Source organism: Actinacidiphila sp. bgisy167 (assembly GCF_057707665.1).
On the sequence record NZ_JBYIQP010000055.1, the window covers coordinates 22,161 to 45,343 of the forward strand.

Annotated in this window: 18 protein-coding genes; 8 read left to right on the forward strand and 10 right to left on the reverse strand. The window is 72.4% G+C overall.

Annotated features, from left to right (window positions below):
- Positions 1-24: 24 nt before the first annotated feature.
- Complete coding sequence (locus AC3ET4_RS20530) at positions 25-384, reverse strand: FAD-dependent monooxygenase (protein WP_431951446.1); 360 nt, start codon at positions 382-384, stop codon at positions 25-27.
- A 234-nt stretch (positions 385-618) separates the two neighbouring features.
- On the opposite strand from AC3ET4_RS20530, the gene AC3ET4_RS20535 reads away from it, so the two are divergent.
- Positions 619-2,466 carry an AfsR/SARP family transcriptional regulator gene (locus AC3ET4_RS20535; protein WP_431951448.1) on the forward strand — a complete coding sequence of 616 codons (1,848 nt, stop codon included), beginning with the start codon at positions 619-621 and terminating at the stop codon, positions 2,464-2,466.
- A gap of 302 nt (positions 2,467-2,768) precedes the next feature.
- A complete protein-coding gene (locus AC3ET4_RS20540) occupies positions 2,769-3,788 on the forward strand; it encodes a helix-turn-helix domain-containing protein (RefSeq protein WP_431951450.1) in 1,020 nt (339 codons plus the stop codon).
- 121 nt (positions 3,789-3,909) lie between these two features.
- On the opposite strand, the gene AC3ET4_RS20545 is transcribed toward AC3ET4_RS20540, so the two are convergent.
- Both AC3ET4_RS20545 and AC3ET4_RS20550 read right to left on the reverse strand, forming a co-directional pair.
- On the reverse strand, positions 3,910-8,127 hold the full coding sequence (locus tag AC3ET4_RS20545; RefSeq protein ID WP_431951452.1) for a Kelch repeat-containing protein: 4,218 nt from the start codon (positions 8,125-8,127) through the stop codon (positions 3,910-3,912).
- 256 nt (positions 8,128-8,383) lie between these two features.
- Positions 8,384-9,181: a CAP domain-containing protein gene (locus AC3ET4_RS20550; RefSeq protein WP_431951454.1), complete on the reverse strand. Its 798-nt coding sequence runs from the start codon at positions 9,179-9,181 to the stop codon at positions 8,384-8,386.
- 342 nt (positions 9,182-9,523) lie between these two features.
- Here AC3ET4_RS20550 and AC3ET4_RS20555 point away from each other — a divergent pair, with 342 nt between their 5' ends.
- The 4 genes from AC3ET4_RS20555 (at position 9,524) to AC3ET4_RS20570 (ending at position 12,904) form a co-directional block, all read left to right on the forward strand.
- Positions 9,524-9,994, forward strand: coding sequence for a cation:proton antiporter regulatory subunit (locus AC3ET4_RS20555; RefSeq protein ID WP_431951456.1), 471 nt, complete (start codon positions 9,524-9,526; stop codon positions 9,992-9,994).
- Positions 9,995-9,998: 4 nt separating this feature from the next.
- Positions 9,999-11,216 carry a cation:proton antiporter gene (locus AC3ET4_RS20560; RefSeq protein ID WP_431951458.1) on the forward strand — a complete coding sequence of 406 codons (1,218 nt, stop codon included), beginning with the start codon at positions 9,999-10,001 and terminating at the stop codon, positions 11,214-11,216.
- 78 nt (positions 11,217-11,294) lie between these two features.
- Complete coding sequence (locus AC3ET4_RS20565; protein WP_431951460.1) at positions 11,295-12,242, forward strand: sensor histidine kinase; 948 nt, start codon at positions 11,295-11,297, stop codon at positions 12,240-12,242.
- 2 nt (positions 12,243-12,244) lie between these two features.
- Complete coding sequence (locus tag AC3ET4_RS20570) at positions 12,245-12,904, forward strand: response regulator (RefSeq protein ID WP_431951462.1); 660 nt, start codon at positions 12,245-12,247, stop codon at positions 12,902-12,904.
- Between the two features lie 82 nt (positions 12,905-12,986).
- On the opposite strand, the gene AC3ET4_RS20575 is transcribed toward AC3ET4_RS20570, so the two are convergent.
- The gene (locus AC3ET4_RS20575; RefSeq protein WP_431951464.1) at positions 12,987-13,889 is read right to left on the reverse strand and encodes a DUF3626 domain-containing protein; all 903 of its coding nucleotides are present in this window, start codon (positions 13,887-13,889) and stop codon (positions 12,987-12,989) included.
- A gap of 221 nt (positions 13,890-14,110) precedes the next feature.
- Entirely contained in the window at positions 14,111-15,709 is a 1,599-nt protein-coding gene (locus AC3ET4_RS20580) for an MDR family MFS transporter (protein WP_431951466.1), read from the reverse strand.
- A 155-nt stretch (positions 15,710-15,864) separates the two neighbouring features.
- Between AC3ET4_RS20580 and AC3ET4_RS20585 the strand changes: the two genes are divergently transcribed.
- On the forward strand, positions 15,865-16,467 hold the full coding sequence (locus AC3ET4_RS20585) for a TetR/AcrR family transcriptional regulator (RefSeq protein WP_431951468.1): 603 nt from the start codon (positions 15,865-15,867) through the stop codon (positions 16,465-16,467).
- A gap of 160 nt (positions 16,468-16,627) precedes the next feature.
- Here AC3ET4_RS20585 and cobF read toward each other — a convergent pair whose 3' ends face one another.
- A complete protein-coding gene (gene cobF / locus AC3ET4_RS20590; protein ID WP_431951470.1) occupies positions 16,628-17,395 on the reverse strand; it encodes a precorrin-6A synthase (deacetylating) in 768 nt (255 codons plus the stop codon).
- A 445-nt stretch (positions 17,396-17,840) separates the two neighbouring features.
- Here cobF and AC3ET4_RS20595 point away from each other — a divergent pair, with 445 nt between their 5' ends.
- A complete protein-coding gene (locus AC3ET4_RS20595; RefSeq protein WP_431951472.1) occupies positions 17,841-18,620 on the forward strand; it encodes a CAP domain-containing protein in 780 nt (259 codons plus the stop codon).
- A 150-nt stretch (positions 18,621-18,770) separates the two neighbouring features.
- Here the strand turns inward: AC3ET4_RS20595 and AC3ET4_RS20600 are convergent, their stop codons facing one another.
- The 4 genes from AC3ET4_RS20600 to AC3ET4_RS20615 all read right to left on the reverse strand — a co-directional run.
- The gene (locus AC3ET4_RS20600; RefSeq protein WP_431951474.1) at positions 18,771-20,114 is read right to left on the reverse strand and encodes a 6-phospho-beta-glucosidase; all 1,344 of its coding nucleotides are present in this window, start codon (positions 20,112-20,114) and stop codon (positions 18,771-18,773) included.
- Positions 20,111-20,296: a hypothetical protein gene (locus AC3ET4_RS20605; RefSeq protein WP_431951476.1), complete on the reverse strand. Its 186-nt coding sequence runs from the start codon at positions 20,294-20,296 to the stop codon at positions 20,111-20,113. Before AC3ET4_RS20605 ends, AC3ET4_RS20600 begins: the two co-directional genes overlap by 4 nt.
- An 85-nt stretch (positions 20,297-20,381) precedes the next feature.
- Positions 20,382-21,149: a DUF4097 family beta strand repeat-containing protein gene (locus AC3ET4_RS20610; protein WP_431951478.1), complete on the reverse strand. Its 768-nt coding sequence runs from the start codon at positions 21,147-21,149 to the stop codon at positions 20,382-20,384.
- Positions 21,150-21,613: 464 nt separating this feature from the next.
- Positions 21,614-23,183: phosphoketolase family protein (locus AC3ET4_RS20615; RefSeq protein ID WP_431951480.1), on the reverse strand; the 1,570-nt coding region annotated here is incomplete at its 5' end.

The following is a 23,183-nucleotide window of genomic DNA, read 5'->3' on the forward strand; positions in this document are numbered from 1 at the left end:
CTTCCCCATGCAGTTGAGGGGCGATCATGATGCGGGTGCACGGCGTGGCCGCGGACGGTTCCTCGGCATCGGCGTCGAGATCACTCCCGCCCAAGATCGTTCGGCCTCGTAGCGGCGTGCGGCGCCGGCAACGCCCCCTGCCGCACCTCGGTGCGCCGCAGCCTGGAGGTCGTCGAAGACCTCCAGGCTGCGCGGGTGCGGCCCCTTCACCCGCGAACCGGTGGCGGGTGCGGCGGCCGCGTCGACGATGCGGACTGCGACCCCCCGGCGCGCCAGGTCGCACGCCGCGACAAGGCTCACCGGCCCTCCTCCGACGCTCAGTACCTGGCGGTGAGGGGTGTTCCCGTGCTGGGTGTAGCTCAAAGCTGATCCTCTTCGTCGCATCACAACGGGTTCCGCACCCACTGCGAACGTAGCGGCGCCTTGTCAACGCGATATACATAGAAACGATGCGAGCATGACAATCCCGTCGCGGCCGCCATGCCGGACAGGCACCGGCGCGCGGCGCACGTTTGCGTATCCTGGACCCGACCCTGCATATGCGTTGTGAGGTGAACCGTCCATCGGGGCAGCCGGCACGACGGCAGGCACACGGGTGGATGAAGGAGACCGTTCCGGATGGATCTGCACTTCGCTGTGCTCGGCGGAATACGGGCGCGACGAGAAGGCAGCGAACTCGATCTCGGTTCGCCGCAGCAGCGCGCTGTCCTGGCCCTCCTGCTGCTTCGCCATCCGCACGCCGTGCCCCTCGGCGAACTGGTCCATCAGATGTGGGGGGAGAACGCTCCCGCTCACGCGGGCGGAACGGTCAGGACCTACGTCCACCGGCTGCGCCGGACACTGGCGGCGGAAGGAGACCCGGGTCGTGACGCGGTCCTCGTGTCACGGAACGGCGGCTACTCGCTGCGCGAGCGTACGCTGGATCTGGACCTCGCCGTGTTCCGGAAAGAGATCGAGCGCGCGCACGGCGCTCGGAAGGCCGGAGACGTCGCCGTGGCGGCGGAGCACCTGCGCGCGGCGCTGGCACTGTGGCGGGGACCGGCGCTGTCCGGAGCCCACGGAGAGTTCGTCCTGGAGGCCAGAGGCAGACTGGAGCTGGAGCGGCTGGCGGCGCTCGAGGAACGCATGGCCTGCGATGTGGAGCTCGGGGTCCCTCCCGGTCTGGTGGAGGAGATCGCCTCCGAGGTGGAGCTCCATCCGTTCCGTGAACGGCTGTGGGAGCTGCGGTTGCTCGCCCTGTACCGGACCGGCCGGCGAGCAGAGGCACTCTGCGCCTACCGCGAGGTGCGGGACCTTTTGGACGCCGAGCTCGGGGTCGACCCCGGTCCGCGACTGCGGTCGCTTCACCAGCGCGTTCTCCGAGGCGATCGCGATCTGAGCCGTCCTGCCCCCTCGGCTCCGGCGAGGCCGGCACAACTGCCCGCCGATCTGCCGGGCTTCGTCGGCAGGTCGGCCGAGATCCAGGAGGTCTCCGCCTTGCTCTCGGGGAACGAGGCAAGTCCTGTGGTGGCGGTGACCGGACTCGCCGGATACGGGAAGACGGCCCTCGCCGTCCATGTGGCCCATTGTCTGCGCGACCGCTATCCGGACGGCCAGGTCTTCGCCGATCTCGACCCCTGGAAGGAGGACCGCCAGGATGCGAGCGCTGTCCTCCTGGGGTTCCTGCGGGCGTTCGGCCTGGCCCGGAGCGAGATCCCCGAGGGACTCCATGAGCGCGCCGCCCTGTGGCGGGCGACCCTCAGCGACCGACGCGTGCTCGTCCTCCTCGACAACGCCGAGGACGGGGACCAGGTCAGGCACCTGCTGCCGGGGAGCCCCGGCAGCGCGGTCATCATGACCACAGGTGTCCGCAGGATGGACCTGCCGAACGCCCACTGGGTCACCGTGGGCCAGATGCGGCTTCCGGACGCGGTCGACCTGCTCGGTGCTCTCGCGGGCAGGCAACGCCTGCTCCGCGAACCCCAGGCGTCCACCGCACTGGCCGACGCCTGCTCGGGACAGCCCCTGGCCATCCGGGTGGCCGCGAGCAGACTGCTGACACGACCGCGGTGGACTGTCGGTGAAGTGCAGCGTGATCTGGTGGGGAAGCTGGGAGACGTCGCCAGCATGCACGACGACTGCCATGTCGTGGGCGATCGGCTCCGCAGGGCCGAGCGCCGCCTCACCCCCGTGGCGACCGCCGTGTTCCGGCTGGCCGCCGCCCTGGGCCACGAGGACATCACCGTCGACGTGGCAACGGCCGTCCTGGGCCTCCCGCGTCGTCAGGTGGTCACAGCGCTCGAGCAACTGGTCGACTCCCACTTCATCGACACCGTGGCACCCGGTGTCTACCGCTACCGCCGCCTTGTCAAGGCGTTCGCATGGCGGCAGGCGCAGTTGCACGACCGGGCGGGCTGCGAGGCGGTACTGCGGCGCACCGGGCGGTCGCGGGGCGCGCGGCAGACACAGCCGCCGCTGTCGCAGTGACGGACGTGCCCGCACGACCGGACGGCGATCGGCAGGGCATCCGCAGACGACCGGGCCTCGGCCCGAGCCGTCGGCCGGGCCGGTGACGTCAGCGCAGCGTGCGGCAACCCCCGGAGCCGCCGCACCTGGCCGCCTACGGGAATCCCGCAGTTCTGGAACCGCGTGACTGCGGGTGTCCCGCAGTCACACCCGTGGACCGTCCACGACCACTGCAGAACGTTACGGTGGCAGCAAGGGGTCCCCGGCATCGCCCGTCGAAGGCTTCAGGGACCCACGGGCTCCTGGCCGTCCGGGAGGACATCGTGGCCCAAGCCTTCTGCACCGACACCGCGCCACCCGCCGAGCGGCACGAGTACTGGACGGACGCCGTGGGAAAGGCGTTCATCCCGTTGGAGGTCCGCACGCGCGGGAAGATCGGCATCCACGGCGCCATACGCCAGGCGTGCCTGGCGGACGTCCAGATCGGAACCCTCCAGGCGAGCCCGCAGCGGATGGCGCGCACCGGGCCGCTCATCGACGCGGGCGGCGACGGCCCGCTGGTCGTGAGCCTTCACAGGGCCGGGGCCGGCGTCGCGACCCAGGACGGGCGAGAGATCCCGCTCATGGCCGGCCGGCTCGTCCTCCTCGACGCCCGCAAGCCCTATGAACTGGACTTCGCCGGCCCCGTGCGGCAGCACCTCGCCACAGTCCCGCGCGAGTTGGTCGATCTCCCCGACTCGGCACTGCGCCTGGCCACGGGCCGGGCCTTCTCTCCCGAACGGGGCGTCAGCGAAGTTCTCGCGTCGTACGTGGACGCACTCGCCACGCTCACGCACCGCTGCACCTGCGCGCCGAACCAGTGCGGCTGCGCCCCGGCGTCCAAGGAATTCCTCCGGCAGGGGATCGTCGACGTGCTGACGGCTCTGGTCGCGCTGGAGGGGTCCACTGAAGACCACGGCGCGGTGGAGCGAGCCCTGCTGCCGCACGTCCGCGCCTACATCCGCGCCCACCTGGACGATCCCACCCTCTCCCCGGCGTCGATCGCGGCGGCGCACCAGATCTCCGTCAGCTACCTCCACCAGCTCTTCCGCGACGAACCCACCACCGTCGGCCGGTGGATCCAGCGCCTCCGGCTCGAGGCCTGCCGCAAGGACCTCATACGCCCCGAACTCGCCGGGCTGACCGTGGCGGCCGTCGCGCACCGCCGGGGCTTCGTCAGCCACTCGCACTTCAGTCGCGCCTTCCGGGCCGTCTACGGCCTCTCCCCCGCCGAATGGCGGCAGGACTGCCTCCCGGGGGCCGGGGCCCCGCAGGAGCGGTCCGACGGTGCACGGGGTGCGTGAGCCCACCGTGACGAGTAGAGCTCTCCGAGGACGTCCCGGACGACGCGGTGGAGCGCGCGCTCGGGCCCGGCTCCGCTCGGCGAAGCGCCGGCAGGATCACGCGAACCGGCGCCTCGGGGCACTATGCCCGCTTCAGAGTGACGTCGTGGACGACGGCGACCCCCTTCTTCAGACGGACGGTGGCCGCGGTGGGCCGGTACCCGTCCTTGGCGACGATGACCGTCAGCGGGTTCTCACGGGTGTCGAGCCACAGTCCGAACGTGCCGTCCTGGCGCGTGGTCAGCGTGTGGGAGCCGGTCCAGCTGTCGATCTGCACGGTGGCGCCGGCCAGGGGGGCGGTGCCACCCGCGGTCGTCGCCCCGAGGATCGTTCCTCTGATGCTCCCCCAGGTCTTCGGCGGGTCGACATGCAGCACGACGGGGATGTCGGGCAGTGCGTAGGGGGTGTCGGTGAACAGGGCCAGCCGGGCGCCGTAGTCGCCGGGCTGGGCGACCTCCAGTGCGGCCGTGTCGAAAGTGAGCGTGAGCACCGTCTTCTGGCCGGGGGCGAGGGTGATCTTCTTGGCGGACTCGCCGAGCCAGCCGACCTCCGACAGCCCCTCCTGGTCGTAGCCGGGCAGCAGCTCGACCGTGGAGGTGGGAGCGAGCTCGTAGGCGCTGACGGTGCCGCCGACCTTGTAGAAGCCCGTCGCGCCGCCGCTTCTGAACGTGGGGGTGTTGGCGTTGGGCAGGGCGCTCCACGTGCCCGTCGCGGGGTCGAGGGCGAAGCCCTCGTTCGTCAGCCGGCTGTCCTCGGCCACCCCGCTGGAGATCAGCAGCAGGCCGTTGGCGGCGGTGTGCGCCGCCCCCCACAGCGGGATCGGCATGTCGGGCAGGGACGACCACCGGTCGGTGGCGGGGTCGTAGACGTACGCGGAGGACACCGCGACGGCGCCTCCGCTCTCCCCTCCGGCGCAGTAGATCTTCGTCCCGATCGCCGCGCAGGACTGCCAGGCGATGGGCTCCGGATAGGAGGCGATCTCGGACCAGCGGTCCTGCTTCGGGTCGTAGACCAGGGCGTCGGTCGTGCCGCAGCTCTCGGCCGAGCACCCCCCGATCATGTACAGCTTCCCGTCGAGGACGGTGCTGCCCGATCCGGCGTAGGCCCTGGGCGCCTTGGCGCCGTCGGCCCACCTGTTGGTGACCGGGTCGTAGATGTCCAGGCCCGGGTCGATGCCGCCGGTGCTGTCGCCCCAGCCGCCCGCGGCGTACAGCTTGCCGTCGATGAAACCGTGCGCGGGTGCGCGGCGCGGGTGCGCGGACGCGGTGAGCCGGGTCCAGGCGCCGGTGTCGGGGGAGAGCCGGTACAGGTCGCCGGTGTCCTCCTCCCCGTCGTACCCGTACGCCGAGTAGACCGTGCCGTCGTGAGTGTCGACGGCGTTGTCCATGACGCTCACGGGCAGGTCGGTGACGGGCTTCCAGGCATCACCCGAGGGCCCGGCCTCGGCGGAGGCGGAGGCCGAGGCGGAGGCGGAGGCGCGTCCGCCGATCCCGGTGGTTCGGCCGTCGATCGGCGCGGGGCGCCGGTCGCCGGCGGACGGCGCGGGCGGGCGCTGGGTGACGCGCCGCAGGGGTGCGCCCTCCTCGGTGTTGCCGGTGCCCGCGCGTTCGGAGAGCGTCAGGGTCGCCGGGGCGCCTCCGGTGTTGGTGACGGTCAGTCTGCGGGTCGTGCGCTTGCCCAGGACCGCGGTCGCCTCGATCGGTTCGGTGGCCAGGGACAGTTGGCCGGCCACGAGTTTCCAGGTGGAGGAGACGGCCGTGTCGGCGAGGGCCGTGACCGCCTTGGTCCGCTCGGTGTAGTGCGGTGCCGCTGCCGTGAGGGTGTGCCGGCCCAGGGGCGCGACCAGGGTGAAGAAGCCGTCGCCGAGGTTCGAGTCCTCGGGTGTCGCCGCCGTGGTCGCGCTCAGGTCGGGGGAGGTGACGGCGGCGGACGCCACCCCCGCGCCGGTGTTGGCGTCGCTGACGGTTCCGTTGATGAGACCGGCCGGGGTGGGCGTGAGTTCCCTGCCGCCGACGAAGACGTTGTCCACGGCCCACCACAGCGCGTAGGCGCCGGTGTAGTGGAACCGCAGGCGGACGGAGGGCTTGCCCGCGTAGGCGCTCAGGGGGACGTCGAAGTGTCTCGGGCCGGCCGCGTCCGTGGTCAGGGACCGGATGTTCGTCCAGGTCGCGCCGTCGTCGGTGCTGGCGTCGAGGTCGGCGGTCTGGCCGGGGAAGGGCACGAGGTCGGTGTCGAAGGCCACCTCGGGGACCGCCACGTCGGTGAAGTCGAACGGCGGACTGACCAGGCTGGAGTCCTGGGACGCGGTGTAGCCGTAGTAGTCGCTGTCGACCACCGCGAAGCCCCCGTCGCCGCCGGTGGTGTTGGACCGTCCTGCGGGGTTGTCGAAGGTCCAGCCGCCTTCGGTCCCCTCGGCGTTGACGACCGACCAGCCCTGCGGCGCGGAGTCCGCCCTGGTGAACTCCTGGGTCGGGCCGGTCAGCTTGGTCGTGTAGGCGGGGCCGCCGGCCGACCAGACGTCGGCGGGGACCGGAACGTCGAGTTCCTGCGCGGCCGTTCCCTGCGGGATCTGCCGGACGACCTCCCGGTAGCCGGGGAGGGAGGCCGTGATCCGCAGGGTGTGCGCGCGGTTGCGCGGAAGCGTGAGGCTGTACGCACCGGTCGCGGGGTCGCTCCACACCGGGCCGCCGGGCGAGCCGTCCACGACGATCTTGGCGTAGAGCGGCCAGCCGTGCCCGGAGCCGTCGGTGATCCGGCCCGAGATCGTGCGACTCGGCACCGTGCGGAGGGCGTAGTCCCTGGTCAGGGTCGCCCCGTCGGCGATCGTGACATCCGCGGTGGTGGCGTTCGCGTAGCCGAAGGCCTCGACGTTGATGTCATAGGTCCCGGTCGGCAACGGCAGGATGTAGGCCCCGGAGGCGTCGGAGTGCACCACGACGTCACCGCCCGAGACCGCGGCGCCCGCCACCGGCTTTCCGGTGGCCGAGTCCGTGATCGTTCCGGAGATCTCCCCGTGCGGTCCGCCGCGGAAGGCGCCCACTCCGCGCGGCGTTCCGAGGCCGGTCGGTCCGTCGTAGCCCGGGCCCGCGGTGCACAGATAGGAGGAGTCGCACTCGCCGTTCGACCCGCTGGTCACGTCGTTGAGGCCGTTGGAGGCCGCATAGGGGTAGGAGTTGGGGTAGCTGTCGGCCGCGGGCGTGCCGGCGACCGCGTAGACGCCGGCGATGATCGGCGTGGCGGCGCTGGTCCCGCCGTAGACCTGCCAGCCGCTCTGGCCGTAGCTCTGGTAGACCGCGACGCCCGTGGCGGGGTCCGCGACCGCCGAGACGTCCGCGACGGTACGCCGGGGGCAGCCGGTGTCCTTCTGGAAGGCCGGTTTCGCCTGGTAGGCGGAGCACCCCGAGCCGGTGCCCTTGGCGCCGTTGCTCCAGACCGACTCCGACCATCCGCGGGGAGTGTTCGGATCACGGACGAGGGAGGTGCCGCCGACCGAGGTGACATAGGGGGAAGCGGCGGGATAGGGGACCCCGTAGTTCAGGTCGCCCGCGGCGACGACCATGGCGACGCCCGGGTGGTTGTAGTGCGGGTCGGTGGTCTCCGCGGGGTCCTCACCACCCCCGGGAAGGCTGTCGTAGTAGGAGCCGTAGGAGTTGGAGACGGCCGTGGCGCCGAGCGCGACCGCCTGGTCGACGGCTGCCCCGAGGTTGTCCCGGTCGGCGCTGTCGGCCTCGACCAGCAGGATGTGCGCGTTCGGGGCCACGGCCGAGACCATGTCCAGATCGAGCGCGATCTCCCCGGCCCATTCGGGATCGGGCTGCGGGTAGTCGGTGCCGCCGCGCTGGTCGACCTTGCGGAAGCAGCCGTTGCCGGTGGTGCAGGGCGGCAGCCCGTACTGCTCCCGGTACACGGCCAGGTCCTGCTCGGCGGTGGGAGCGTCGTACGCGGCGACCACGGCGACGGTCTGGCCCGCGCCGCCGCCTTCCGGCAGGTCGTATGCGCTGCGCAGGTCGGCGGGGCCGTACCCGGTCGGCTGCGAGGTCCGCTTGGCGGCGGGGAGGTCCGTGCGGCGCAGGGCGAAGCACGCGTACTCGTTCTTCTTCGGTACGGAGCAGGAGGGCTCCATGGACAGGCCGTCGTCCCTGGCGGTGTTCGCGGTCTCGCGATGCGCCCCGTCTGCCGGCGTCTGCGCGGTGGCGGACGCCTGCGTCCCCAGCAGGGTGAGCAGCGACAGGCCGAGCGCCGTCAGGCCGGCGGTGAGTCCGTGTCGTCCGGAGCGTGTGGGCTTTCTCGGTATGTACAACCAACCGTTCCTGTCTGTCCGGTGAGGCAACGTCAACTGTGCGGTCGGCGGCGACGAATGAATCCATTCATCGCCGGCCCCATTAGACATCGCTCGCCCCGGCGAGGTGGCGCGTTGAGCCGATCGCGGTGAATCTCGGGGAGCGGCCCCCGAGCGGTGGGCGGTGCCGGACGGACGCGGAAGGACGGCGGAGGGACGCGACGGGACGGCGGAAGGACGCGGAAGGACGGCGGAAGGACGGCGGAAGGGCGGCGGTTCAGCGGGGCGTGCCGAAGTCCTGGGTCCACCAGGGGCCCCCGGACGTGGTGTTCACGCCGACGCCGATCTGCTCGAAGGCGCAGTTGAGGATGTTCGCCCGGTGTCCCTCACTGTGCATCCAGGCGTCCATCACGTCGGCGGCGGTCCGCTGGCCCACGGCTATGTTCTCGCCGAGGGTCGACCACCGGTAACCGGCCGCCTCGACCCGCCCCGCCATGGTGGACCCGTCGGGACCGGTGTGGGAGAGGACTCCCGAGCGGGCCATCACGTCCGTGTAGTCCTGGGCGGCCTCGGTGAGCCGCTCCTCGAGCGTCACCGGACGGCATCCGGCGGAAGCACGCGCGTCGTTGACCAGCCGGACGATCTGCGCGACCACCGGGTCCTCGCCGTCGGCGGTCGCCGTGGCTGTCGTCGCGGCCGTCGTCGGGCCTTTCGTCACACCCGTGGTCGACGGGACCACCGTGCGGGTGGGCGTGGCGGAGGCCGTGGGCGTCCGGGTGTGCCGCGGCGTCGGCTCGCGCCGCCGCGGTTCCGTGGACGCGCTGGGGCTCACGGCCGTCGGGCCGGGGCTCGGGACGGCGGTCTCCGGGGGCGCCTCGGCCGCGACGGGAGCGGCGCCGTCGGCCCGGTCCCCGGCCACCGCGAAGGCCTTCTCCTTGCCGCCTGCGTCGTTCCCGAACTGGGCGCCGGCCCCGACCAGGGATCCCGCGGCCACCGTCGCCACCGCGGCGGCCAGCGGCCAGGACCGCGCCGAGGGTGCGCGGCGGGCGCGGCGGCGTTTCCTGTGGGAACTCATGCTCGGGATACCTCCGTCAGGACGGGACTGCCGCACCGGGCCCGTCACAACGCCGTGAGCCCGGCACTGCGACCGACCCTAGGCGCGCCGCCCCGCACAACTACCGGTCCCGGAACGGATCTTCAAGCGCGGAAAGGGCCGCCCCCGGATGAGGCACCAGCTCCCCGGCCTGCGCCTCCTCTCGGTGTGGGAAACGTCACAGCGGTCCGCGATGGGTGTCAGCACCCATACCGGCCCGCTTCGCCCGGATGAAAGGATGAGGCCCGCTGGGGGCGAAACGGACAAGGAAAGGGGCGGCGCCGCGCCGTCCGTGAAGGGAACAGAGCTGTGCCTGCTCCGCGGATGAGCACGACACCACTACCGGGCATCGGTGTCCGGTACGACCTCACCACGCGGGACCGGCGCCATCTGTCGGTCGTCGCCCACCGCGACGGATCGCGCACGGTGAACATCTACCGCGCCGACGACCCCGACGCGTGCGCGCAGTCGCTGCGGCTGTCCGGGGCCGAGGCCACATCCCTGATCGACGCGCTGATGCCGACGCACCACAGCCCGAACCTGCTGCACACCACCGACCTCGGACTGGTCGCGGAGCGGATAGAGCTGTCCGCCACCTCGCACTGGAACGGCCGTCTGCTCGGCGAGACGCGGATGCGCACGGACACCGGCGCCTCCATCGTCGCCGTGCTGCGCAGGGCGGACGCGATCCCCTCCCCCACCCCGGACTTCCGCCTGTCCGGAGGCGACACCCTGATCGTCATCGGTACCCGCGAGGGCATCGAGGCCGCCGCCGCCATTCTCGGGCGGGAGTGAGCCCTTGCACTCCGCGGTCTTCCTCATCGAGTTCGGCGCCATCATCCTCGGTCTCGGCCTGCTCGGCCGGGTCGCCGGGCGACTGCGCTTCTCTCCCATCCCCCTCTATCTGCTGGCAGGTCTCGCCTTCGGCGAGGGCGGCATCCTCCCGCTGGGCACCAGTGAGGAGTTCGTGGCGATCGGCGCCGAGATCGGCGTCATCCTGCTGCTGTTGATGCTGGGCCTGGAGTACACCGCGAGCGACCTGATCGGGAACCTGCGGACGCAGTACCCCTCCGGTCTGGTCGACATCGCGTTCAACGCCCTGCCCGGCGCGGCGGCGGCGCTTCTGCTGGGCTGGGGGCCGGTGGCCGCGGTCGTCCTGGCGGGTGTCACGTGGATCTCGTCCTCCGGGGTCATCGCCAAGGTCCTGGGCGATCTCGAACGGCTCGGCAACCGCGAGACACCGGTCATCCTGAGCATCCTCGTCCTCGAGGACCTGGCGATGGCGGTGTACCTGCCGATCCTCACCGCCCTGCTGGCCGGTGTCGGCTGGGCGGCGGGCAGTGTGACGCTGGCCGTGGCGCTGGGCGCCGCGGGCCTGGTGCTGCTGATCGCGGTCCGCTTCGGGCGGGTGATCTCCCGGTTCGTCTCCAGCGACGACCCGGAGAAGCTCCTGCTGGTCGTTCTCGGCCTGACGCTGCTGGTGGCGGGCATCGCCCAGCAACTGCAGGTGTCGGCGGCAGTGGGGGCGTTCCTGGTGGGCATCGCGCTGTCCGGGGAGGTCGCCGAGGGCGCCCACTCGCTGCTGAGCCCGCTGCGCGACCTGTTCGCGGCCGTGTTCTTCGTCTTCTTCGGTCTGCACACCGACCCGGCGAGCATCCCGCCGGTCCTGCTGCCGGCGCTGGCACTGGCGATCGTCACCGCGCTCACCAAGATCGCCACCGGCTACTGGGCGGCGCGCCGCGCCGGAGTCGCGGCGCCGGGCAGGTGGCGTGCGGGCGGCGCACTCGTGGCGCGGGGCGAGTTCTCCATCGTCATCGCGGGACTCGGGGTCACGGCGGGCATCGAGCCCGCGCTGGGCCCGCTGGCGACGGCGTACGTCCTGCTGCTGGTCGTCTTCGGCCCGCTGACGGCTCGCTACACCGAGCCGCTGGCCAACGCCCTCTCCGGGCGCCTGGCCCGGGCGCGCAAGAGCGGGGCCGAGCCGGAGCGGACGCCCTCCCCCGTCACCGGGGACTGACCTCCGCCCTGGTGCGCCCCGCACGGCGCGCCACGGCGGTTCCCGTTCCGCGCGACACCCGAGAGGAGGACCTGGCCCGTGTCGCTGTTCTGGCGGATCTTCCTGCTCAACGTCGTCGTGCTGACGGCGGCGGCGATACTGCTGCTGGGTCCGGTCACCGTCTCCTCCCCCGTCCGGCCCGCCGAGGCGGCGGTGATCCTGGCGGGCCTGGTCGTGATGCTGGTCGCCAACGCCGTGCTGCTCCGCGTCGCGCTGGCGCCGCTGCGCCGGCTGACCCGAGCCATGGCCGCGGCGGACCTGCTGCGGCCCGGGAGCCGGCCGGCCGCCGCCGGGCACGGCGAGATCGCCGAACTCATCACCACGTTCAACACCATGCTCGACCGGCTGGAGAGCGAGCAGGCGGCCGGCAGTGCCCGTGTGCTCTCCGGCCAGGAGGCCGAGCGGCAGCGCATCGCCCAGGAGCTGCACGACGAGGTCGGGCAGACGCTCACCGCGGTGCTGCTCCAGCTCAAGCACGTCTCCGAACTTGCCCCCGGCCCGCTGCGCGAGGAGCTGCACCAGGTCCGCGAGACCACCCGCGGCAGCCTGGAGGAGATCCGCCGCATCGCCCGCCGGCTGCGGCCCGGAGTTCTGGAGGAGCTCGGCCTGCCCAGCGCGCTGCGGGCGCTGACCGCCGAGTTCACCTCCCCGGCACTGGCGGTGGGGCTCCGCCTCGACCCCGAACTGCCCGCCCTGGACGAGCAGACCGAGCTGGTCCTGTACCGGGTCGCCCAGGAGGGCCTGACCAACACCGTGCGCCATGCCCATGCGGGCCGGGTGGACCTCCGACTGGTACGCACCGCCGAGGGTGCACGCCTGACCGTACGCGACGACGGCAAGGGCCTCGGCGCCGCCCCGGAGGGCGCCGGGATCCGGGGGATGCGCGAACGCGCGCTGCTGGTCGGGGCGCGCCTCGCGCTGGGTCCGGGACCCGGTGGCGGCACCGAGGTGCGGCTCGACGTACCCGTGCGCGAGGAGGACCACTGACCGTGCCCGGGGCGACGAAGACCCGCATCCTGCTCGCCGACGACCACGCTCTGGTGCGCCGCGGCGTGCGGATGATCCTCGACGACGAACCGGACCTGAGCGTCGTCGCGGAGGCCGGGGACGGCGCCGAGGCCATCGAGCAGGCCCGCGCCCACGAACTCGACCTGGCCGTACTCGACATCGCCATGCCCCGCCTCACCGGGCTCCAGGCGGCGCGCGAACTGTCCCGGCTGCGGCCCGGTTTGCGGACCCTCATGCTGACGATGCACGACAACGAGCAGTTCTTCTTCGAGGCCCTGCGCGCGGGGGCCAGCGGCTACGTCCCCAAGTCCGTCGCCGACCGCGACCTCGTGGAGGCCTGCCGGGCGGCGGTGCGCGACGAGCCGTTCATCTATCCGGGGGCGGTCACCGCGCTGGTGCGCAACTTCCTGGAACGCGCCCGGCAGGGCGAGCCGCTGCCCGCGCGAGCCGTCACCGACCGGGAGGAGGAGATCCTGAAGCTGGTCGCGGAGGGCCACACCTCCAAGGAGATCGGGGACATCCTCTACATCAGCGCCAAGACGGTCGAGCGGCACCGCGCCAACATCCTCCAGAAGCTGGGCCTGCGCGACCGCCTCGAGCTCACCCGGTACGCGATCCGGGCCGGTCTGATCGAGCCGTGAGCGGCCACCGCCTCGCGGCCTCGTGGGGATCGACGGTTCTTCAGCCCGGGACCGTTCCCACAGCCCCTCCGGCACCAGCCCGTCAACGAAGGCCGTCGAGTACTGTCCCCTCCACCGGTGCCGGAGTCACCGGTCCGCCACTGGCCTTCCATCGCGCCCCGAACCGCGCCAGGTAGTGCCACACCTTCTTGACGGCCTGCGGGTCATGGAGACCAGCACGTGCGGCATCTCCGACGATCCGAGGATCGAGCACGCCGTCGACCGCGACCTGCGTGCCCAAGGCGACGTATTCCTGGCCGCGGTAGTCCGGGTGACGTCGGAGTTCTTCAACCCCGAGCCGGAAGCCGGGGTGCCACTCCACCGGGCAGCCAAGACGCAGTGCCGCAGCCTCGACTGTCGTGCCTCGGTAGCAGGGGTCCAGGACCAGCGCCTCAACGTCGGCACTCGGCCGGACCGGCCCATGCACCTGCGCCTCGATGTAGTCGTCAAGCTCGTCCTGACGATCAGCGAGGGCAAGCCCGATGAGCCCCATGCGGTCCGCGACACCGAAATCCGAAGGTTCGAGGAAACTGTCCGGGTAGCAGAACGTGGTCCGCGCCAGCGTCTCGGCAGCCAGCCGGAAGTGAGCGGAGCCGAACCGCGGCGCCCCGCCGACTGGTTTGCGACGGAAATTCAACGCCCCGTAGACGGGCCGTTCATGAGGGGTCGCTTCGTCGTACGCCCCGTCGAAGATCCGGCTCTCCCAGCGCCACCGGTCGCCGCCCGGATACGCGGTCAGTCCGCCGTTGCTGGTCCCCGTGACGAACTGCGAGCGATAGACGCCGTCCTCGGCCATGGCGTCCAGGATCGGCTTGCCGCGCAGCAGACGGTCCGGGTGGAAGTTGAGGGTCACCCGCAGCGCCGGGTCCATCGGAGGGCCCGACGCCAGGTCACCGACATGCCGAAGGGCCCGTTCCTGCGATGTCTGGGAGGCTGCGGAGTTCATCGGCACAGTGTTCCCCGACGTGATCGATCAGTGCACGTGGATTGTCCACCGACAGCCCGGTCCGGCGTCACGGACCGTCGATCGCCCAGCGAGACGATCTCCTAGCGGATCCGCTCTCGGCGTGGAGCGACGACCGCACTTGGCCGCGCCTCGGTCCCGGGCCGTCCGTGGCCGGGGCGCGGTCCACGACGCCCCGGCCCGCGGCATGGCGCGGTAGTGGATCAGGGCGCCTCAGCCGGTGTCGGGCCCGACGTGGCGGTGTTCTGCGCGCCGTTCGGCGGTCCTGCCGTGCGGAGCGGGGTCTCGACGACGCAGAGCGCCGCGACGAAGGCGGCCGCGCACAGAGCGGCCCCGGTGAGGAAGATCTGGTGGGTGCCGCCGGTGACCGCCCTGAGGTAGGCGTCCCGGGCCCCCGCGGGCAGGCGGGCCAGTGCGTACGCCTGGCTCCCGGCGCCGCCGGCGGCGCCGGGAAGGTGGGACCGGACGCTGCGGGTGAACAGGGAGCCGAAGACGGCGACGCCCAGGGATCCGCCCAAGGAGCGGAAGAGCGTGACCGCGCTCATGGCGGCTCCCATGTCGCGTAGGGAGACGCTGTTCTGGGCGATGGTGCCTGCCATCTGCTGGGTGAGGCCGAGCCCGGTACCGAGGAGAACCATGTAGCCACAGGTCAGGAGCCTTGGTGTCCCGGTCCCCATCGTCGCGAGAAGCCCGAGTCCGACGGTGAGGAAACCGGCGCCGAGGACGGGGAAGATCTTGTATCTGCCGGTGGCGGACATGACCTTGCCCGCGACGGTGGAGACCACCACGACGGGGATCATCAGCGGCAGCATCGCGAGACCGGAGTCGGCGGCCGAGGCGCCCTGTACGGTCTGCTGGAACAGCGGCAGGTAGAGGCCGGTGCCAAAGGTCACGACTCCGGCCGCCAGCAGCAGGAGGGTCGCCAGCGGGAAGTTGCGGTGTCCGGTGAAGATCGCCAGCGGCAGTACCGGCTCCGCGGCCCGCCGCTGCACGCGGACGAACAGGGCCAGTCCGAGCACGGCGACGGCGCCCGCGGTGAGGATCTGCCAGGAGCCCCACGCGTAGGTGGTGCCGGCCCAGGTGGCGGCCAGCACGGTCGCGCTGATCGTGACGGTCAGCAGGGCGATGCCCGGCCAGTCGGTCCTCGCCCTGACGCGCCGGGCGGGTACGTGCAGCAGCCGCCACAGCCACGCCAGGGCGAGCAGGCCGAGCGGCAGGTTGACGTAGAAGGCCCAGCGCCAGCCCCAGTGCCCGGTGACGAGGCCGCCGATCAGCGGACCGCCGATGGCCCCGGCGGCCATGACGGAGGCGGTCATGCCCTGGTACCTGCCGCGTTCGCGCGGCGGTACGAGAACGGCGATGAGAGCGAAAGCGCCCGCGCCGACGCCGCCCGCGCCGACGCCCTGCAGCGAGCGACTGGCGATCAGTTCGGACATGGACCGGGAGGCGCCGCAGAGCGCGGAGCCGACGAGGAACACGACGATCGAGGCCAGATACACCGGCTTGCGGCCGTAGAGGTCGCCGCACTTGCCCCAGATCGGGGTGGTCACGGCGGTTGCCAGGGTGTAGGCGGTCACCACCCAGGAGATGTGCTCCAGACCGCCGATGTCGCCCACGATCGTGGGCATCGCGGTGCCCACCACCATGGTGTCGAACATCGACAGCAGCATGGCGAGCATGACGCCGGCCAGCACCCAGCGGACGTTCCTGGGCGGGCCTTCCGTGGCCGTCGCGAAGCCGGCAGGGGACGCCGGAGGCGTCGGAGACACTGCAGACGTCGACGGCGGTGGAGACGTGGACATGGCGAAGTCGCTCCCTCAGAGGCGTGAGGCAGAAGAGGAGGGGAGGCCGGCGGCCGGTAGGGCCCGACGGCGACCACGCCACAGAAGCACAACAACTCTAAAAGTGCAACGACTCTACTTTTTGATTGGACTCGCATCGGGGTAGGGTGGCGGGCATGGGAGCGACACAGATCCGCGAACCGCAGACACCGGGACGCCGCGAGCGCAAGAAGGCGGCGACCCGCAAGGCCATCGCCGACGCGGCACTGCGCCTGTTCCTGGATCGCGGCTACGAGAACGTGGGAATCCGCGAGGTCGCCGACGCCGCCGATGTCTCGACCGCCACGCTGTTCAAGCACTTTCCCAGCAAGGAGGCGCTCGTCTTCGACATGGACGCCGACCGGGAGACGAGCCTGCTCGACGCCGTCCGCAAGCGCCCCGCCGGACAGCCGATCCTGTCCGCACTCCGGGAATACGTCCTGGCCAGGGCCGACGTCTCCCAGGACGCGGGGATGGCGCGGTTCATCGAACTCATCGACACGACCCCGGCGTTGAGCGAGTACGCGCACCGCATGTGGATGCGGCACGAGGACGCGCTCGCGCAGGCCGTCAGCGAGGCGAGCGGCGCCCCCCAGGGCGACCCCACCTGTCGGGCGCTGGCCCATTTCACCCTCGAGGCCGCCGCCCTCGCCCGCACGGGCGGCGATCCCCGGACGGCCGTCGAGAGCGCCTTCGACCTCCTGGAACGCGGCTGGAACACAGCCCGTCCAGGCGTCTGACGCCACGAGGACGGGCCCCGTCCCCTCCAGCCGCACCGTGGAGCGGGGCGCGCGCTCCGCGCGACCCGGCCGGGCGGCTCGCCCCGGGGCCGGCGCCCCGGGTTGCTCGCCGGCCACCCCCGGGGCGCTCCGGAACCGGCCGGGCGGGCTCCGCGCCGGCTCAGCCGGTGCTGTCGGGACGGCGGCGCAGCAGATAGGTGTCCATGATCCAGCCCTTGCGTTCCCGGGCCTCGGTGCGGGCCCGGAGGATGCGCTCCGAGGTCTCGGCGAGCGGGCCCGAGATGAGGATCTCGTCCTCGGTGCCGACATACGCGCCGTAATGGATGTCCAGGCCCTCCGGGTCGATCTCAGCGAAGGCAGCGCGGCCGTCGAGCATGACCACCACGTCGTCGGCGTCCTTCGGGAATCCCTCGGCGAGGCGGCGGCCGGTGGTGATCTGCAGGGGGCGGCCGACCCGGGTCAGGGTGAGCCGGTGCCGGGCCGCGAGGGCGGCGACGCTGCTGATGCCGGGGACGACCTCATGGGTGAAGGAGCCGGGCCGCCGGGCGAGAACCTCCTCGACGACGGCGATCACGCTGTCGTAGAGGGAGGGGTCTCCCCAGACCAGGAAGGCGCCCGTCTCGCCGGGGCCGAGGTGGGCGTCGAGGAGGTCCGCCACCAGGTCGGCGCGGCGGCGGCGCCAGTCCTCGACCGCCTCCGCGTAACCGGGTGCGGCGCGGTCCCGCTCGGCGTCGGGGACCTCCACCAGCCGGTGGCCGGGGCGCGCGTGGTCGTCGAGCATCTGCCGGCGCAGGCGGATCAGGTCCTGGCGCTCCTCCGGCTTCCCCAGGACGAGGAAGACGTCCGTACGGGCGATCGCTTTGACCGCCTGAAGGGTGAGGTGTTCGGGATCCCCCGCGCCGATGCCGATGACAAGGATGTGTCGCATGCGGTGATTGTGCCGTGCGGTGCGACGGCGACGGCCACCGCGGCAACTGTTCCGGGACGCCCTGTGAGGTCCCTCACGCTGGATGGGGTGGTTACGGTGCTTCTTAGTAGCCGGGGCGCACACACCATATAGCTGCTATCCATGACGAAATAGGACATATTCCGCACAGGGGGCGACAGCCGTCGAGACCACGCGACACCATGGGCGAAGCCTCCCCAGGGGCATAGCTTCTGACTGATCATCAGGTTGTCTCCGAGTGCCGGGTCCGGCCACCGGACACGCCCGGACGCCCGGTGCAAGAGGCGCCGCCGCTACGAGTGCGCGTAGTAACGATCTTTCATTGCCCGAAGTCCGGGGCCGTCCACACAATGGCCGGGCCCGCCAGCCGCCGCGGCTCACACGGGTTGTGAACTCGCACGCCGAACCCTTGAGTGAGGTCTCGCTGATGACGAAGAACCGCCGGGCGATGCCCTTCCGGAAGACCACCGTCGCCGTCCTCGCCGTGGCCGCCGCGGGCGTGCCGTCGGTGGCCATGGCCTGCGTCGGCGCCCAGCAGGGCCCCCGTTACGGCGGCCCCCGGGCCCAGAGCCCCTCCCAGGCCGCTTCCCAGGTTCAGACCGAGGTCAAGGGGCGCGGGGACCACGGCGCCTGGGGCGGGTCGTGGAGGGGTTCCGCGGGCGGGTTCGCCGATCTGTCCTCCGGTGGGACGTGGACGAAGCGCGGCCCCTGGTGGGGCGGGAAGCCGTCCTGGGCGTCCGCCGCCGCACCCGCGGCGCCGGCCCCCGCGCCCTCATCGGCGCCGTCCGCCGCGCCGGCCTCCCAGGCCGCGAGTTCGGGCGCGGCGCTGAAGGGAGCCCCGGCCACCGTCCTCAGCCTGGTCAACAAGGAGCGGGCCAAGGCCGGCTGCACGGCCCTGAAGGCCAACCCCAAGCTGACCGAGGCCGCGCAGGACCACAGCAAGGACATGGCCTCCCAGCACGCCATGTCGCACACCGGCTCCGACGGTTCGTCCCCCGCCGACCGCATCTCCTCCGAGGGCTACGACTGGAGCCGTTACGGCGAGAACGTGGCCTACGGCTACTCCTCCGCGTCCAGCGTGATGCGCGCCTGGATGGCCAGTCCGGATCACAAGCGGAACATACTGGACTGCTCCTTCAAGGAAATAGGGATCGCGCTGGCGCAGCCCGGGAACTACTGGACGCAGGACTTCGGCGCCGCGCGCTGAAGCCGCCGCCCAAAGGCCCGCGCCGGTGGCGCGCGTCTCGAAAGCGATGGCGGCCACGAGCCGTGGGCACGGAGGCGGATGACGGAACCGGCGTTTCGCCGGTTCCGTCAACCGCGCGCTTGTTGGCGCGCGCCGTCGGCCGCGTCCGGCTCAGTCCCGGAGGTAGGCCAGGCCGGGAAGGCGCTCGCGGTAGCCGTCGAGAAGCCGCCGGGCGACGGCCACGGAGTCCACGAGCGGATGGAGCGCGAAGGCGCGCAGGGCGGCGGCCCGGTCGCCGGTGGTGGCGGCGGCGATGACGTCGCGTTCGACCGCCTTGACGGTGGTGACCAGGCCGACGGCGTGTCCGGGCAGCGGGTCGCCGACGACCGGGCGGGCGCCGTTGGCGTCGACGTGGCAGGGCACCTCGACGACGGCCTCCGCGTCGAGCGGTTCGAGGGCGCGCCGGTTGCGGACGTTGAGGATCAGGGTCGTCCGCTCGTCGAGGGCGATGGCCCGCATGAGGGCGAGGGCGACCTTCTCGTAGCCGCCGGACTCCAGGTCGTCCGCGTCGCGTTCGCCCGCTCCCGCGGCTTCCCGGACGTCCGCCCCGTAGGTGGTCTCGCGTTCCAGGCGGGCGGCGTCCCAGGCGGCGAAAGGCTCGGTGCCCGGGGCCCGCATCGTGTCGTAGAAGCGCCGCTGCTGCTCCAGGAGGAAGGCGCCGCGGGTGTGCTCGGCGCCGCGGGCGGCGGCGACGGCCTCGCGGGTGGAGTAGTAGTAGTTCAGGTACTCGTTGGGCACCGAGCCGAGGGCGCGCAGCCAGTCGGCGCCGAAGAGCCTGCCCTCCTCGAAGGAGGCGAGCGCCCCGTCGTCGGCCAGCAGTCGCGGAAGCAGGTCGACGCCGTCGACGCGGACCGCCCGCAGCCAGCCGAGGTGGTTCAGTCCCGCGTAGTCGAGCCGGGCGCGGCCGGGATCGACGCCGAGGGCTCGCGCCACGCGCCTGCCCAGGCCGACGGGCGAGTCGCAGATGCCGATGACGCGGTCGCCGAGGTGGCGGGACATCGCCTCGGTGACCAGGCCCGCGGGGTTGGTGAAGTTGATGACCCAGGCGCCGGGGGCGAGCCGCGCGACGCGGCGGGCGATGTCGACGGCGACGGGGACGGTGCGCAGCCCGTAGGCGATGCCTCCGGCGCCGACCGTCTCCTGACCGAGGACGCCCTCGTCGAGGGCGACGTGCTCGTCGACGACGCGTCCGGCGAGGCCGCCGACACGGATCGCGGAGAACACGAAGTCGGCCCCGGTCACCGCCTCGTCGAGGTCGGTGGTGACGGTGACCTCGGGCGCGTCGGGGCGGTCCCGCGCCTGCCGGCGCAGCACCCTGACGACGGCGTCCAGGCGGGCTGGGTCCAGGTCGTGCAGGGCGACGTGGGTGACGCGCCCCTCCGCGCGGTCCTCCAGCAGGGCGCGGTACACCAGCGGGACGCGGAAGCCCCCGCCGCCGAGAATCGTGAGCCTCATACCTCGACCACCTCCACCCCGGCCTCGCGCCGCGAGGTGCGGGTCGTCGTGTCCGCCGGGGCATCGGTCACCACGGCGCCGATGCCCTTCGTGCCCCCGCCCGTCAGAGCCGTGCCGGTGCGACGTAAGCCCCGCCTCGCGCGCCGGGCGCCGGACCGGTCCATGTCGTTGGGCGGCGGCACGGCTCGAACCCTACCCGGGCGCTCGGCGAAGTCAATCAAGGGCGGACCCGTCCCTCGCGGCCCCGTGCCAGGGCCTGCGGGGCGGTCATCCCGTGCGCACGGTGACGACGCCGGCCCGGGTGGTCGCGGTGATCCGGTACGGCGACGAGGGGTCGGTCGGCGCGTCCACCTGCCGCATCCCGACCTCGGCCGTGGCCCGGACGTCGTAGGAGCGGCCCGCGGGCACCGTGACCGTGACCGCGCCGTTCCCGGTGCCGGCGTCGACATCGTACGGAGCGGCGGTGAACGCGGCCTCGACCATGCCGTTCCCGCTCCTGAGCGTCGCCTCGCGGGCGCCCAGCGAGACGCCCTTGACCGTGCCGTTGCCGGTCGTGAGGTTCAGCGTCCCGGTCAGTCCCTCGACGTCCACGTCGCCGTTGTCGAGCCTGACGGTGACGGGGACGGCGGCCGGGACCGTCACCGTGAAGTCGACCCGGCAGGGGCTGGCGCCGCCGCAGCCGGACCCGGTCAGCTCCAGGGTGCCGTCCTTCACCTGGTGCCCGGTGGTGGGTTCGACGGCGCCGTACTCCAGCGTCTCCACCACCGACACCGGACCGCTCCCGGCGGTGACGCGCACCGTGCCGTTCACATTGCGCACGCTCAACGCCTTGACGCCGGACACCTCGTACGCGTGCGGCCGGGGGGAGGGCGCGCCGCCTGTCGAGCCGCTGCCCGCTGGGGGCACGGAGGGCGAACCGGGAGCGGGGGACGCGGGACGTGCCCGCTCGCCGCCGCCTCCCGCGTCGCAGGCGACGAGGCACCCGACCGCCATGAGGGCGGACACGGCCGCCACGGCCCGCCGACTCGTCACCACGCCTCGCTCCTCGCTGTCGGCACCGGACCCGCCCTGGCGGATCATATCGCCGCGAACACGGCATTCCCGATCCTCCGCAGGGGTGAGCCGCCGACCTTGTCGCGGGGCGTCGGTACCCGTGCGTCCCTCGCAGTGGAGCAGGCATGAGCCGGCGGGCTCGGTGACCGCCGCGACGGCCGCGACGGTCATCACCGAGTCCCTGTGGCCCGCGGTTTTCGGAGTGGTGCGGCGGGGGGACTCCACATGGCACGACCGGGCGCCGCCGGCGGTGCTCGGTCGTGCCGTCGATCGCGGGGGCACTGGCCCTGGCCCGGTTCGGAGAGGCGGACCAGGGCACGGCAGGCGCGCCCTTGAGGCCGAACGGGTGCGACCGGCGGCGCGCCGTCGGTCGCCGTCCCTCGGGGGTCGACCGCCGGACGGGTGCGCCGGACGAGCCCCCGGCGGCGGGCCCCGGCGTCAGCCGGTCACTGCCCGGTCCAGGTCCAGTCGACGACCTCCGGCAGGTCCACGCCGTGCTCGCGGATCCACGCGTGGTGCCGCAACCGGGCGTCCTCCATGAGCTGCCATACCGGGGCGGCTCGCACCGCGAGCCCCGGCACACGGTCGATGACGTCCATGACCAGCCGGAAGCGGTCGAGGTCGTTGCGGACGACCATGTCGAAGGGCGTGGTGGTGGTTCCGATCTCCTTGTAGCCGCGCACATGCAGGTGGGCGTGGCCGGCACGGCGGTAGGCGAGGCGGTGGATGAGCCACGGATAGCCGTGGTAGGCGAAGATCACCGGCTTGTCGCGGGTGAAGAGCGCGTCGTACTCAGCGTCCGCCATGCCGTGGGGGTGCTCCTCCTTGGGCAGGAGCCGGGCGAGATCGACCACGTTGACCACGCGTACGGCGAGCTGGGGCAGGAGGCGGCGGATCAGCGAGGCGGCCGCCATCACCTCCAAGGTGGGGACGTCCCCCGCGCAGGCGAGGACGACGTCCGGCTCCCGCGTGCCGTCCTCGGTGCCCGCCCACGGCCACACGCCGGCGCCGCGGGCGCAGTGGGCGCGGGCGGCGTCGAGGTCGAGCCAGTCGAAGGTCGGCTGCTTCCCGGCGACGACGACGTTGACGTAGTCGCGGCTGTGCAGCACGTGCTCGGCGATGGACAACAGGGTGTTGGCGTCCGGCGGCAGGTAGACCCGCACGACCTCGGGCGCCTTGTTGAGGATGTGGTCGATGAAGCCGGGGTCCTGGTGCGAGAAGCCGTTGTGGTCCTGCCGCCACACGTGCGAGGTCAGAAGGTAGTTCAGGGAGGCGATGGGGCGGCGCCAGGGCAGCGCCCGGGTGGTGCGCAGCCACTTGATGTGCTGGTTGACCATCGAGTCGACGATGTGGACGAAGGCCTCGTAGCAGGAGAAGAACCCGTGCCTGCCGGTGAGGAGGTAGCCCTCCAGCCAGCCCTGGCAGGTGTGCTCGGAGAGGATCTCCATGACGCGGCCGTGCCGGTCGAGGTTCTCGTCGACGGGCAGGATCTCGGACTGCCAGGCCTTCCCGCTGGCCTCGAAGACGGCCTGGAGCCGGTTGGAGGCGGTCTCGTCGGGGCCGACGAGCCGGAAGTCGCGGCGTTCGGCGGTGTCGGCCATGACGCGTTCCAGCAGGCCGCCCAGGATGCGGGTGGGCTCGTGCCGGGTCACGCCCGGCTTGTCGAGCGCGACGGCGAACCGCTCCAGCGGCGGCACGGGCAGGGCCCGCAGCAGCAACCCGCCGTTGGCGTACGGGGTGGCACCGAGGCGCAGGTCGCCCTCGGGGACGCAGGCCAGCACCTGAGCCGTGGGGGCGCCGTGCTCGTCGAACAGCTCCTGCGGCCGGTACGAGCGCATCCACTCCTCGAGCTGCCGCAGATGCTGCGGGTTGTCGCGGACGGCCGCCATCGGCACCTGGTGGGCGCGCCATGTGCCCTCCACGGGCAGGCCGTCGACCTCGGCAGGGCCCGTCCAGCCCTTGGGCGTGCGCAGCACGATCACTGGCCAGCGGGGGGGGACCCGCTCCCCCCCCCCC